The 15,681-nt window shown below is 57.6% G+C and carries 2 protein-coding genes (1 of these 2 cut by a window edge); one reads left to right on the top strand and one right to left on the bottom strand.

Features of this window, described 5'->3' with window-relative positions:
• Positions 1–329 precede the first annotated feature (329 nt).
• Positions 330–1,985 carry an IS1634 family transposase gene (locus J3R75_RS16480; RefSeq protein WP_307259061.1) on the bottom strand — a complete coding sequence of 552 codons (1,656 nt, stop codon included), beginning with the start codon at positions 1,983–1,985 and terminating at the stop codon, positions 330–332.
• Positions 1,986–2,831: 846 nt separating this feature from the next.
• Between J3R75_RS16480 and J3R75_RS16475 the strand changes: the two genes are divergently transcribed.
• Positions 2,832–15,681, top strand: the beginning of a protein-coding gene (locus J3R75_RS16475; RefSeq protein WP_307263859.1) for a leucine-rich repeat protein. The gene runs 15,248 nt beyond the window's last position; only the first 12,850 of its 28,098 coding nucleotides appear in the window; its start codon is at positions 2,832–2,834; the stop codon falls past the right edge of the window.

Raw genomic sequence — 15,681 nt, 5'->3', positions numbered from 1 at the left:
CCACACCCAAGCCTACCCTGGCTGCACTCCATCATAACCCACCACCAAAGCATCCGTCGCCGCAGCGACGGATGCCTTGGCTTTCTTGCTTGGAAGGACAGCACCCCTTGTCCGTCCGTCCCTAGCACAAACTCAATGCTGAGAGACTCCGCGTACTCTTAATCCCCTTTCAATAAGATTCAATTTTAATAATATTTTATTTCAATATTATTCAAAGAAAAACGCCTGTAGCAAAACACAAAAACATGTCCCCGCTACTTGAAACGGAAGTTTGAGGGCCTCGCCGTGATTTCCTGCGTGGGTCGGGGAAATTTCAGCGAAATTTCGCTCTACCCACGTAGGAAACTTTTGCTGATGGCGGATGCGCTCAATCCGGCCAGCTTGAGTAGCTGCCGGCATTGAGCCTCCGGCTGGCTCAACTGCTCATGGACTTCGTCTCCCAACTTGATTTTCCCTATTTGCAGCTCGCCCAGCTTGCTCCAGGCCGTTTGCAATGAAACACGCAGGTCTCCTTGCGGCTCCGTGAATTCCGCCAGTTTGTGGCGGGCCTTCCAGATGATCATGTATGCCAGCATGCAGACAAAAATGTGCGCCTTGACCCGCTCCGGATTCCACAGACGAATGGGGCGCATGAAGATATCCGTCGTCTTCATGGTTCGAAAGGTCTGTTCCACTTGCTGAAGTCCACGGTATTCATCCCGTGTCTGCTCGGCGCTTATGTCCAGGATATCGGTGGTAAACACATAGAAGCCGTCCATGGCGCGGTAGGACTCAATGAGTTCGTCCTTGCGGCGATAGCTGAAACGTCCTTCGCCATAGTCGACATCGAAGAAGCGCGCGCATTTCCATTTGTCGAACTTGGAGAACAACCTTTTGGCGATGAGTTTTTCCTGACGCAGACGCCCTTTTTGCACACTGGCTTCAATACCTTTGAGGACGGCCTCCGTTTTTTCGAGCATTCTATCGCGGTCGGCGCAGTTGCGTTCCTCCAACTCGGGGTTGTAGGATAGCACATAGTTGATTCCGTCATGCGACACTTGCACCAGCCTGGTGCGGTCAAACAAAGACAGCTGCAACGGGTGATCGTCATCCTCGACAAAGCGGGTGAACTCGTCGCGACTCAAGGCCGTGATGTACTTGATTTTCTCATATTCCCTGGCAGTCAGGTCGTTGCGTCTCGCCCGCGTCAGCATGCCCCGATCTCCAATGAAGACCATTTCCTCGATCCCGAACTTTTTCCTCATCGAGTCAATTCTGTCCATGACGGTGCTTTGGTCGCTGGTGTTTCCTTCGAAGACCTCCACACTTACGGGACAGCCAGCCTGGTCGGTGAGCATGCCGATGACGATTTGCTTCTTGCCTTGCTTGTGATCACGATTGTAGCCGAAAGCCTCCAGCGGGCACGCATTGCCCTCAAAATAACTGCTGGTGATGTCGTACAGGAACATGCGCGATTGGTTCGGATGATTCCGTTTGAACAGATAGTGTTCGATGGTATCCTGGCAGGGAAACAAATGATCCAGAGCATAATACATCTGCTCCAGCTTGATATCCTCGTCGTCCAAACCGCATACCCGGGACAGACCGCTGCCTGGCAGGTTTTCAAACAGCGACTTCCGGGAATGCGGAAAGGCCTCCACGACTCGATCAAGGATCAAGGCGAGAACCACTTTTCGATCCCGTTCGGGCAGGCAAGCCAGCGCGTCAAGGATGCCTAGTTCATCAGCAAAGTGATGCGCCACGGCCTCCGCGCCAAGCGGAATGGCCGACAAAAACTCGACCTTGAGATTGGTGTCACTGGATTCGCCATTTGACGAAAGAGAGTTGCTGATGGCCTTGACCGCTTCGGGAGGAAGCCCAGCCAAACTGGCCACACGCTTGAAGGTAGGCGTGCCCTTCGCTGTCCGGTAGCTGTACCCGATCCAAGAATAATGGTAGATTTTCCCGTGCTGCGTCTTCTTGAATTGCTGAACCCGGTATTTCATAGTCTGCCCCATTTTAACTAGCCTACAATACTTAAGTACAGATAGAAAATAATATAACACAAATTTTTGTCAAGTATCTAGACTACATTTCGAGCAAAAAAAAGAAAATTAGGCACGATTGTGTTGAAAACCCCTCAAACTTCCGTTGAAAGTAACGAGTATGCTATTAAACTATATTAAGCTTGAAAAAAAATGACAGCCACGGCAAACACACCGCTTTCACTTATAGTGAAACCAGATGAATAGACATCGAGGTGGCGGTGTGCTAATACAGCTGCCCGGCAAGGCAATCAGCGACAGCGCTGCGGCGTGCCATGAATATCGCTTCACGCCCCATCTTTTGTACACGAGAGTACGGGAGTGCCGATCATGGAAACAGAGGGCCACGACGCAGCGGTGACAACGGGATATTGTCGCCACACCCCCCTTCGGTCTGCACTCCTTCCCAACGACACCCTTGGTAGGGTTCTGTATCTGTCCCCTTCCGGCTGCAGCGGATACATATCTTCTCGCAGCCACCAAGTATCTCACCCTAAACGAGCGCTTTTCGCACCATTAACTTGCGCATTTCACGACCTATCGCGCAGTCAAACATCGGCCTGAACAGCTGAGGATTCAGCGACAACACACCCGGTGGCATACCTCTGGGCCTCCCAGTGCCCCACCCCATGGTGTCTTTACGCACAGTTTGCCCCAAACCAGCCTAACGCCAAGCAGTGCGATGACACTGGCGTTCAACGCCCACATGATGATCTTGGCAATGGCGGCAAGAATGACAGCACACGGTTTATAAAAGCAACACGCTCGCATCATCGGCAGAAACGATTGAGAAGAAAGGATCTCGCCATGAACACCCGAACAGACTTCTCAGATGGAAAAAACATGACAGCCATCGCCACGTGCCCGACAGCCGTCATTAAAACGCCATACCACCGACGTTCGCGAATACTGCTGGCCATGGCCGCTGTCATAGCTATGGCCTGGCCACCTCTCTACGCGTTGGACGCCAATCCCGATACGGACTTCGTCGTCAAAGACTACCGCATCGGCGATGCGGTCGGCGTCATGATCATCGACTACGTCGGCGACAACGAAACCGTCGTCATCCCCCAAACCATCGGCGGCAAAACGGTTCTCGCCATCGGCCCAGGTGATGGCTTGCTCACCATGAATGCCTTGATGTACAACGCGCGCGACGCTTTCAGCCAGTCGCCAGCACGAGACATCTATGTCCCTGAAGGCGTCAAAGAAATCCATGATGGCGCCTTCAACAACACCGAGCTGGAAGCCGTGCACCTGCCGGCGTCCCTGACGACCTTTGTCGGCAACCCCTTCGTCGGGATGAATTTCGAGCAGAATCTGGCCACGATAGACATTGCCAGCGGCAACCCCGTCTTTTCGATCGACGCCGCCACTGGCATACTCCTGGCCAACGGCAATGAACTGGTCTTCTGGCCCTGCAATGACATGCTTAACCACATTCAGGACGGCATTCTCAGCATCCCCGCAGGCATCACCAGTATCGGTCACGCTGCCTTCGACTACAACCTCATGTTCACCGACACCCGCAGTTCGGGCTATGCACCCAGCTTCACCGGAATCAATTTCCCCAGTAGCCTGGGCAGTATTGGCAACGGAGCCTTTGCCAACTGCGACCTCGACCCGGTGACCATCCCTGAGGGCGTCCACACCATCGGCGCAATAGCCTTCAACTGCCCGCTGCAGCTGCCGGCCTCGCTGGGCACTCTCCGCGGCAATCCCACCTACGGCAACCCCATTGTCATCGACGTCACCAATCCCAATTTCACACTAGACAGCAACGGCTATCTGCTTGGCTCCGGCGGGCTAACCCTTTTTGCCTACGCGCCCGGGCCATGGCCGCAAGACACGCCCGATAATCGCCGCGACGGCACCCGGGACGTACCGCAACTGGTCATACCAGAGGGCGTGACCCAGATCGCCCCGGCTGCCTTTGTCAATATGCCCTTTGAGGCACTGCAATTGCCAGACACTCTGCAAAGCATCGGTGATCGCGCGTTCTGGGGATGCCATTCCCTGGGGACACTGGTCGTCCCCAACAGCGTCACGGATATCGGCAGCGGCGCGTTTGCCGAATGTACCAGCCTGACCAACATCGTCCTGGGACAACAGCTCACCGCCATCTCAGACTTCATGTTCTTCGGCTGTTACATGCTGCCGACGGTTGTCCTGCCAGCCGCCACGACCAGCATTGGCCAGGCCGCGTTCAACGGCTGCAACCAACTCAATGCCCTGCTGTTGCCCCAAGGCGTCACCGCCATTGGCGATCATGCCTTTGACAACTGTTACTCCCTTCCCGAAATTAAATTGCCCGCCGGACTCAGCCAGCTCGGAACCTATGCCTTCTACAACTGCGATAATCTGACGGCCATGACAATCCCAGCCGGCATCACCAGCATCGGCGAATACTGCTTTTTCAGCTGTGGCGGCTTGACAGACATCGCACTGCCCGGAGCGCTGCAAACGATCGGCGACAACGCCTTCATGTACTGCTCCTCACTTGCGGCCATGGTTATCCCCGCGACGGTGAGTGCCATTGGCCGGAATGCCTTCGCGTCCTGCAGATTGTTGACTGAGCTTGTGTTTCCCGATTCAGTCACCAGCATCGGCCCCTACGCCTGCGCAGACTGCGAAAGTCTTGACAGCGTAACCCTCAGCCAAAACATCATCCAAATCAGCGAGGCACTTTTCGCGAACTGCACCCAGCTGCGCTCGCTGAACATACCCCATGCCGTGACCAGCATCGGCGACGATGCCTTCAACAACTGCGGGCTTCTCACGAATATCACCCTACCCTCCGCTGTCATCAGCATTGGCCAGGAAGCCTTTGCCAACTGCGGCGGCCTGACTACCATCGCCATCCCGGATGGCGTAACCAGCATCGGCGACGGCGCCTTCTCGTTCTGCCAAAATCTTGCTAGCATCCTCCTGCCCAGCTCCCTCACCGCGATCAGCCCGAGCCTCTTTGAGTCCTGCCAAAAGCTGACCTCGCTAGGCATTCCCGATGGCGTCACCAGCATCGGCGACAATGCCTTGTTCTACTGCACGAACCTCCAAGGCATCGAGCTGCCCAACGGCCTGCTCAGCATCGGCCAGAGTGCCTGCGAAGGCTGTTCGGCCCTCGGTAACATCGCCCTGCCCGACACTCTCACCAGCATTGGCGAACGAGCCTTCTTCGGCTGCGGCGCCCTACCTTCGGCAGCCATCCCCGCCAACGTCAATGCCATCGGCGTCCTGGCCTTCGGCCGTTGCACCAACCTCGCGGCCTTCACAGTCGCCGGCGCCAACAACACCTACGCCCATAACAGTGACGGCATGCTCACCAATAAGGCAGCCACGACCATCATCCAGTGCCCGCCCAAGAAGGGTGGCAGCATCGACCTGCCTGCCACGACGACGACCGTTGCCGATTACGCCTTCTACGCCTGCGATAACCTCAGCGCAGTAAATATGCCCGATTCTGTCACCAGCATTGGCGACGACGCTTTCAGTTCCTGCTCCAACCTCGTCACCGTCATCTTCGGCAATAACCTCACCAGCATCGGCAACAGCGCGTTCGAGAACTGCCCGCGGCTCAACGGCGTCACTTTCCCCAACAGCCTCACCAGCATCGGCGATTGGGCCTTTCTCGGCTGCGATGCCCTGACCACAATCACCGTCCCCGACCAGGTCGCGACGCTGGGAAAATTTGTCTTCGCCAACTGCTCCGCTCTTGGAAGCGCCTTGTTGGGTTCGGGCATCCTGAGCGTCCCCGAAGGCTGTTTTGCCGACTGCGAAAACCTCAGCGCCGTCACCCTCGGCCCAGGCGTCACCAGCATTGGCCCCCTGGCCTTCAGAAATTGCACCAAACTTGCACAACTTCCCCTGCCCAATACGCTGGCCATGATTGCTGAGAAAGCCTTCCAAAACTGCCAGGCGCTGGACTCAATCAGCATCCCCGGCGGCGTCACCGCCATCGGCGACAGGGCCTTCTTCAATTGTGCGGCGCTGGCTCAAGTTGAGCTGGCCGAAGGCATCCAGGGCATCGGCATGGGTTCCTTCGCTCACTGCACAAGCCTCAGTAGCATCACCATCCCCGATAGTGTCACCACCGTTGGCGAAGACGCCTTCCTTGGCGCTGCGGTTCTCCAGAACGTCTTCATCGGTCAAGGCCTGGCCGCTATTGGCAACAACGCCTTTGCCAACTGTCCCCTGCTCAGTACCTACACCGTCGATCCTGACAATCCGTTCTACGTCCATTCCGCCGATGGTCTGCTTTTCAACAAGGACCTGAGCCAGCTTATCCTGGCTCCCCAGGCTCTGTCGGGGCAATACCAGATACCCGATGGCGCCACCAGCATCGCCCCATGGGCCTTTTATGGCTGCAACGACCTCACTGGCATCGGCGTCCCAGGCAGCCTGACCGAAATTGGCGAAGGCGCCTTTGCCGACTGTACTGCCCTGGCCCAGGTCAACTTCGGGACTGGCCTGGTCAGCGTTGGCAACAATGCCTTCAACGGCTGTACTGCCTTGACCAGCGTGGCCCTGCCGGACAGCCTGACCGGCCTCGGCGAAAGCGCCTTCGCCGGTTGTCAGTCTCTTAACTCAGTGACTTTCGGCAACGGCTTGACCACAATCAGCAATGATTGCTTCGCCTATTGCCCCTCCCTGCCCACGCTGGTCTTGCCGCCGAACATCACGACCATCGGCAATAACGCCTTTGCCAATTGTGGGGCGCTCAGTTCGGTACAGTTCAACGAGGGCCTGAAACGCATCGGCAACGAGGGTCTGGAACACATCGGCAACAGCGCCTTTAGCTACTGTTCCAGTCTTAGCAATCTCGTCCTTCCAAATACCCTTACCACCATCGGCAACAGCGCTTTCGCTCACTGCGATGATCTTGCTGCCGTAGTCATTCCCAACCAGGTCACCTCGCTTGGCAACTACGCCTTCAGCGACTGTGGCGCCCTCGCGGACGTTACCATCGGCAGCGGCATCAGCGTGATCAACGATGGCCTGTTCTCCAACTGCCCGGCTCTGGTTAACGTGACTCTCCCCCAAACCATCAGCAGCATCGGCAACTCCAGCTTCGCCGACTGCAGCAGCCTCAGCAGCTTCACCTTGCCAAACTCGGTCAAAACCCTTGGTGCCTATGCCTTCGCCTACTGCGAGTCACTAGGCAGCATTGTTTTCAACAACACCCTCGAGTACATCGGCAACTACGCTTTCAACGATTGCCTGGCACTAGTAACCGTGACGCTTCCCGACAGCCTCAAAACTCTCGGCAGTTACGCGTTCAATTCCTGCGACAGCCTCACAAACGTCCATCTCGGCTCGGGCTTGACCGCCATCGGCAGCGGCGCCTTCCGGTATTGCGACATGCTCAGAAACATCACCGTTCCTGACAGCGTCGTCAGCATCGGCGACCGCGCCTTCTATTCCTGCGGACAACTGCGCAACGTCACCCTGGGCAACAAGCTCGCCAGCCTGGGCAATTACACCTTCTACGACTGCATCGCGCTCGCAACCATTAACTTGCCACCATCGCTGACCAGCATCGGCCAGTACGTCTTCGGACACTGTGGTTCCTTGACGCAGGTCGATATCCCTGACAGCATCAGAAGCATTGGCAATTACGCTTTCTACAACTGCTATGGGCTCGAAAGCATCGGTATACCCGGCAGCGTCACCAGCATCGGCGACTACGCCTTTTCAAACTGCAATGCCATGAGTGCCCTCACGCTGCATTCCGGCCTTACCACCATTGGCAACTTCGCCTTCAGCTACTGCACCACACTGACCTCGCTGGCCATCCCCGATACCGTTACCAGCATCGGCGATAGTGCCTTCTCCAACTGCTCCAATCTGGAAACCATCCATTTCGGCAGCTCCCTGGCAAGCATCGGCCAACATGTTTTTGAATACTGCCCCTTGCTCCAAGGCTTTACAGTATCGGCAGGCAGTCAGCATTTTTCCCATGACGCCCAGGGTATCCTCTACAACAAAGACCAGAGCCAGCTGATTGCGTTCCCGCCAAGCTTCAGCGGCAGCTATGTCTTACCCGATACTGTCACCAGCATCGCTGACTACGCGTTCTATTACTGCCAGAACGTGACTGATATCGTCATTCCTGACAGCGTCACCAGCATCGGCTATGCGGCCTTTTATCAGTGCAGCAGCTTGCGCAGTGTCACGTTGGGAGCAGGCGTGACCAGTATCAATGACTATGCCTTCTATGGCTGCGACAGGTTGCTTGACATCAGCTTACCCAGTGGCCTGCAGCAGATCGGGGCCTATGCTTTTGCCTACTGCAGCAACCTGGAGACGATGGTCATTCCCAACAGTGTCACCAGCGTGGGGGAATCGGCCTTTTTCGACTGCGAAACGTTGCGAACGGTCACCCTCAGCAATGCGCTGACGGCAATCAGCAACGGCGTCTTCGCAGACTGCCGGAGTTTATTGGCCATTAGCTTCCCGGCTGGCATCACCAGCATTGGCAACAACGCCTTTTCATACTGTCAGTCGCTCAAGACGATCACCCTGCCCACGGCCACCACCCACATCGGTGCCAGCGCATTTGCTAACTGCAGCGGCATGACCAGCCTGGCCATGCCAGGCGTCATCACCATCGGCGACTCGGCATTCTACTACTGCACGGCCCTCGCCACCCTCAACCTGCCGGCAACGCTCACCAGCATGGGCTACCAGGCCTTCTCCAACTGCCGGGCGTTACAAAGTCTACAAATTCCCAACAGCGTCACCAGCATCGGCGACTACGCCTTCGCCTACTGCAATGCGTTGACCGAAGCCCGCATCGGCAACGGCGTCAGCAAGCTGAGCAACTACCTCTTCTATAGCTGCCAGCAACTGCGCACCGTGCTCATGGGCGACGACCTCACACCGCTCAGAGGGGAGAAGATCAGAAAGAACGGGCAGCTGCGCAGCGTGCTCAGGGGCAACAACCTCACAGCCATTGGCGAAGGCTGCTTCTACGAATGCAAAGCATTGGAAACCATTGACTTGCCTAACGGCATAACCAGCATCGGCAATTACGCCTTCCGAAATTGCAGCAAGCTCCACAGCATCGTCCTCCCGGACAGCGTCACCAGCATCGGCTTCTACGCTTTCCAAAATTGCACTGCGCTGCGCAACCTCGCCCTCGGCAACAGCCTCGTGAGCATCGACCAATACGCATTCCAGGGCTGCACGGCCCTAACCAGCGTTGTCTTCCCCGACAGCCTGGTCTCCATCGGTTACTCTGCCTTTGCTTCATGCCGCTCGTTGCACAGCGTCGTGATACCGGACAGCGTCACCACGATTGGCGAACTGGCTTTTGCTGAATGCACCGCCCTGGCTCACTTCAACTTCGGTGCGGGCGTAACCGCCATCAGCAGCAAGCTCTTCCAAAATTGCAGTTCGTTAACCGAGATCGTCATCAACAGCCAGATCAACACAATCGCCACCAACGCCTTCATCGGCTGCTCCGGCCTCCTGCAGTTCCTTGTCCAGGCTGGCAACACCTCCTTCACCGTCACGGCCGATGGCACCCTCCTTGACGCCACGCAGAGCCAGCTCATGCTCATGCCGCCGGGCCGTTCCGGCATCTATGTCGTTCCTCAGGGCATCACCGCTATCGGTCCCTACGCCTTTGCCAATAATACGGCCATAACGGGCATCACCCTTCCCGATGGGCTCCTGAGCATCGGCCAACACGCCTTCGACCGCTGCTCGGGCCTTACCGCCATCACCATCCCCGGCAGCGTCACCAGCATCGGCGACTTTGCTTTCTACTACTGCTCAGCCTTGAAGGACATCACCATCCCAGACAGCGTCACTACTCTCGGCTCGAACCTGTTTGAAAACTGCAGCAGCCTGCGTTCGGCTCATGTCGGCACCGGCGCCACCAGCATTCCCGACCGTATGTTCAACAACTGCCAGACACTGACGCAAATCACTCTGCCAAACACAATCACGGCCATCGGTAGCTATGCCTTTGCCTACTGCTACCAGCTGACCAGCATGACCCTGCCGACAGCCCTGCTCAGCCTGAACTACGGCGCTTTCCAATCCTGCACCAAACTGACGACAATCACCCTTCCCAACACGTTGACAGTCATTGCCGACGCCGTCTTCAGTAACTGCACCGCTCTTGTCAACATCACCTTGCCAAATTCACTGCAGAGCGTTGGCGCCAGTGCTTTCTACGGCTGTACCGCCTTGAGAACCATGGTCATCCCAGAGGGCGTCAGCACCCTGGGCAACAGCGCCTTCGCCAACTGTAGTGAACTGACCACCGTCACCCTGCCGGACTCCCTCAGCACCATCGCCACAGAGACCTTCTATTACTGCCGCAAACTCAAGACAATCACCTTCGGGGATGACCTGCAGTCCATCGGCGATGAGGCCTTCTACAGCTGCCAGGTGCTCGATAACGTCGTCATCCCCAACAGCGTCTCCAGCATCGGCAACTACGCTTTCTATGAATGCATTGGCATGAAAAACCTGACCTTGCCCAATGCGTTGACGCGCATTGCCGACTACTGCTTCTCTTACTGCCGCAGCTTAAGCGCCATCACCCTGCCCGACGCCATCACCAGCATCGGCAACCAGGCGTTCTACGAATGCTCAGCTCTCACCTCGCTACGTATTCCCGATAGCGTCGGCAGCATCGGCTACGCAGCCTTTTATGGCTGCGAAGCCATCCAAGACATCGTCTTTGGGGCGGGACTGACCAGCATCGGCGACAATGCCTTCTACGGCTGCAGCGCCCTGACCGAACTGTCAATCCCGGATAACGTCATCGCGATCGGCTACCAGGCCTTTGCCGATTGCAGCAGCCTGACCAGCGCGATTATCGGCAACGGCGTCACCGAGTTACCGCCCGGTGTCTTTGCCAATTGTGGTCTCCTGACCAGCGTCACTCTTGGCAGCAGCCTCGCCAGCATCGCCGCCGATGCCTTCACCGGTTGCGATAGCCTCGGCAGCTTCACGGTCGCACTTGACAACCAAACCTACGCCCACTCGAACGACGGCGTGCTTTTTTCTACTGATGGGATCAAACTACTCAGGTATCCGCCCGGTAAAATCGGTACTGCGGTCGTCCCAGAGGGCGTCACCAGCATCGACGATTACGCGTTCTATTCTTGCCGAGGTCTGACGGCAGTCACCCTCCCGAACAGCCTGCTCAGGATCGGGGACCATGCCTTTTACTTCTGCGATTCCCTGGCTGAGCTGCTCATACCCAACAGCGTCACCAGCATCGGCAACAGCACCTTCGCCGGCTGTTATGCGTTGGCCACGCTCACACTTGGCAATGGCCTCACCAGCATCGGCCCCGAAGCTTTCAGCAGCGATTGGAGCCTGACCAGCCTGACCATTCCTGACAGCGTCACCAGCATGGGCGAATACGCGTTCAGCTCCTGCTCCGGCCTCAACAAGGTCGTCATCGGCAACGGCCTGACCGCTATTCCCTATTGCGCCTTCTATTACTGCTCCGAAATCAATGACCTCACCCTGGGCAACGCCATCACCAGCATCGGCAGCTCGGCCTTCTACGGCTGCAACGCACTGCCAACCCTGCAGCTTCCCCCCGCCCTCGCCAGCATCGGCAGTTATGCCTTCGCCTACTGCAGCAAATTGGCTAACCTGCAATGCAACGCCGCGCTCACCAGCATCGGCAACAACGCTTTCACCTCCTGCAGCGCGCTCAACACCATCACCTTCCCCAACAGCCTGGCCAGCATCGGCAACGAGGCCTTCTACAACTGCCGGGCGCTAACCGCGATCGTTTTCGGCACCGGTCTCAAAACCATTGGCCAATCCGCCTTCGCCAACTGCCAGGCCCTTACCGACCTGGCCATCCCAGACAGCGTCACCAACATCGGTACCCGAGCTTTTTACTACTGTACGGCCCTCGTCAACGCCAATACCGGCAACGGCCTCACCACATTGCCCCAGGAGCTCTTCGCGAACTGCAGCGGCCTCAAATACGTCACCATCGGCAGCGCCGTCACCAGCATCGACAGTACGGCCTTCGCCAACTGCCCGCTGCTCCTGGCCTTTACCGTCGCCGACGGCAACAACACCTTTGCCAATAGCGCCGACGGCAGTCTCTACAGCAACGACTTCAGCGTGCTCATTCAGACCCCCGTCGGCAAAACCGGCGATGTCGTCATCCCCGATGGTGTCACCGCCATCAGCAACAGCGCCTTCTCCGGCTGTAGCGGCGTCACCTCCGTCACGCTGCCAAATTCCATCACCAGCATTGGCAATCGGGCCTTCCAAAACTGCAGCGGGCTGACCGCTATCGTCATCCCCGACAGCGTCACCAGCATCGGCGAATTCGCGTTCGCCAACTGCAGCAAACTGAACAGCGTCATCATCGGCAACGGTCTTGCCAACCTGGGCCGCAATGCCTTCCAAAACTGCGCCGCACTCACGACAATCACGTTGCCAAACAGCCTCAAGGTCATCAACGACTACACCTTCAGTGCCTGTTCCGCGTTGAGCACCGTCACCCTGGGCAATCAGCTCCTCAGCATCGGCAACTATGCCTTCAGCAACTGCAACGCTCTGACCGGTATCGTCTGCCCAAACAGCCTGACCAGCATCGGCGACTACGCCTTCAACAGCTGCTCGGCGCTTGCCAGCATCACCTTCGGCGACGGCCTCGTCAGCATTGGCAATTACGCCTTCAACTGGTGCAGCAGCCTTGACAATCTGGTGTTCCCCGCCCAGCTCACCACCATCGGTAACTACGCCTTTTACTCCTGCAGCAAAATCAGCGGCGTCATCCTGCCCGACAGCGTCACCAACCTCGGTAACAACGCCTTTTACTCCTGCTCGTCACTGCTCACCGTTAGCATCGGCGACGGCCTCACAACCATCAGCGAAGGCTGCTTCCGCTACTGCAGTAAGCTGAACGCCATCACCTTGGGCGACAATGTCACCACCATCGGCAACTACGCCTTCTACGGCTGCTCTCTGCTGAACACCATCCAGTTCAGCCCCGCGTTAACGACCATCGGCTACAACGCCTTTGAAAACTGCGATACCTTGGCAACACTGAACATCCCCGACAGCGTCACCAGCATCGGCAATCGCGCCTTCGGCTCTTGCGATAATCTTCTCAGCGTGAGTATCGGCGATGGCCTGGCCACCCTCAATGATTACCTCTTCTCAGGCTGCGGCAAACTCCAGAGCGTCCATCTTGGTGCCGCCGTCACCACCATCAGCAATACCGCCTTCGAAAATTGCCCCAACCTCAGCTCCTTCACGGTCGCGGCTGACAATCCTTATTACTGCCATTCCGATGATGGCCTGCTCCTGGATAAAAACGGCAGCAGCATCGTCCGTTTCCCCCCCGCCAGAACAGGCGACATCGTCATTCCCGAAGGCATCACCCACATCGCCAGTTACGCCTTCTATGCCTGCGCCAATATCACTGGCGTGGTCTTCCCCCAGAGCCTGGTCAGCATTGGCGACTACGCGTTCTACAACTGCACGAACCTCGGCGCCATGGATATCCCCGCCAACGTCAATAGCATTGGCAACTACGCATTCTACAACTGCCGAATTATGACTACCGTCACCCTGCATGAGGGCCTGACCAGCATCGGCAACAACGCTTTCGCATCCTGCTCGGCCCTCGTGGACATCGTTATTCCCGACACGGTCAGCACCATGGGCGGTCAAGCATTCTACGCCTGCACCAACCTGCTCAGCGCGCATATCGGCGCCGGACTTGGCACCATCAGCGCAAGCGCCTTCAACAACTGTCAAAACCTCCAGAATGTCCAGATCCCCCCGGGCGTCACCAGCATCGGCAACCAGGCTTTTGCCAGCTGTTCACGCCTCGCCACGATCGACCTGCCGGAGAGCATCGTCAGCATCGGCGAAAATGCGTTTGCCTACTGCAGCAGATTGACTGCCATCACCCTGGGCAACGGCCTGACTGCCATCGGCAATTACGCCTTCTACAGCTGCGGCGCATTGACCGACATTGTCCTGCCCGTATCCCTGACCACCTTGGGCAGCGGCGCCTTCTATGGTTGTTCCAGCCTGGCTGCAATCAGCATCCCGGATCAAGTCACGACCATCCAGTCCTACACTTTCTACAATTGTCCTCTTCTGGCTACCATCAACCTCGGTCAGGGCCTCACCAACATTAACGACTACGCCTTCTACTACGCCACCGGCCTGACCGGCATCACCATTCCCGACAGCGTGGTCACCATCGGCAACAACGCCTTCTACAACTGCACGGCCCTGGCCAGCGTTCATATTGGCCTCGGCGTCACTGGCATCGGCTACTACGCATTCTACAACTGCGATTCACTAGCCGCAATTGTCATCCCGGACAACGTCCGCAGCCTGGGCGAAAGCGCTTTTGCCAACTGTGGCTCTCTCGCCACCGTCAACATCGGCAGCGGCGTCACCAGCATCGGCCAGCGGACCTTTGATGCCTGCCCCGCCCTCACCACGATCGTCATTCCCGACAACGTCACCACCCTTGGCAACGAGCTGTTCCGCGCCTGCGCCAATCTCGTTTCGGCGACCATCGGCAACGGCGTCACCAGCATCCCGAATAATCTCTTCTATGACTGCTACAAGCTCACGACCCTGTCCATCGGCAATGGCATCGCCACCATCACCGCTGCTCTGTTCAACTACACGCCGCAACTCACCACGCTATACCTCGGCACTGGCATCAACACCATCGCCGCCAATGCCTTTGCCAACTGTCCGCTGCTGGCTAATATCATCATCGATCCGGCCAACCCCACGCTCAAAACCGGCGCCGACGGCGTCATCTTCAACCTTGATGGCACCGTCCTTGTGCACTACCCCACCGGCAAGGCCGGTCCCTACGTCATCCCCGATGGCGTCACGGGCATTGCTGATGGCGCTTTCGCTTACGCCCATTTACTGAGCGCTATCACCGTCCCCGGCTCACTCAAGACCATCCCCGACCAGGCCTTTCACGTCTGGGATTATTACAGTTACCTCAGCGAGGTCAATCTCCGCGAGGGCATTGAACACATTGGCTGCCAGGCCTTCCTGGGCGCCTTCATCAGCAACGTCACCCTGCCGGCATCGCTCATCAGCTGCGACCCCGAAGCATTCACCAACACCACCACCAGCGGCAGCAGCGTGCTCTCGCCACTGCGCGCCTACGCCGTCGCGCCGGGCAATACCCATCTCAAAGCCATCGACGGCGTGCTCTTCGCCGCTGACGGCACAACCCTCATCTCCTACCCGCAAGGAAGGCCCGGTGCTTACACCATCCCTGACGGCACCACCACCATCGGGCCCTATGCCTTCGCCGCCACGGCCGTCGCCGGCATGATCATCGACGATGTCGATACGACCCCCGGCGTACTCATCCTGCCAGGCTCGGTCACCACCATCCACGACAGCTCCTTCTCGCTGTTCGTTGACTGGCACAACCCCGCCGACGCCTTCTTCCCCGGCGCACCACCGGCCATCATCGTCACCGCTGAAGCGGTCGGCCCCATCGTCTTTAACTACGGCAGCGATCACGCCGCCGCCTGGGAGGCCGCCCTTGACAACAATGGCACCCTGCATGGCTACGCCACCAACGCGCTGCCCGGAGCCGTGGTCATCCCCACCCTCGCGCGCGAAGACGGCGTCAGCGGCGACAATGCCGCACTCTATT

Source organism: Oligosphaera ethanolica (genome assembly GCF_030814695.1).
Lineage (GTDB): Bacteria > Verrucomicrobiota > Lentisphaeria > Oligosphaerales > Oligosphaeraceae > Oligosphaera > Oligosphaera ethanolica.
This window is presented reverse-complemented; position numbering and strand designations above follow the sequence as displayed.

Excerpts from the sequence above, each read along its gene's own strand:
- J3R75_RS16480 (WP_307259061.1), bottom strand. The coding sequence starts at position 1,985 with ATGAAATACCGGGTTCAGCAATTCAAGAAGACGCAGCACGGGAAAATC.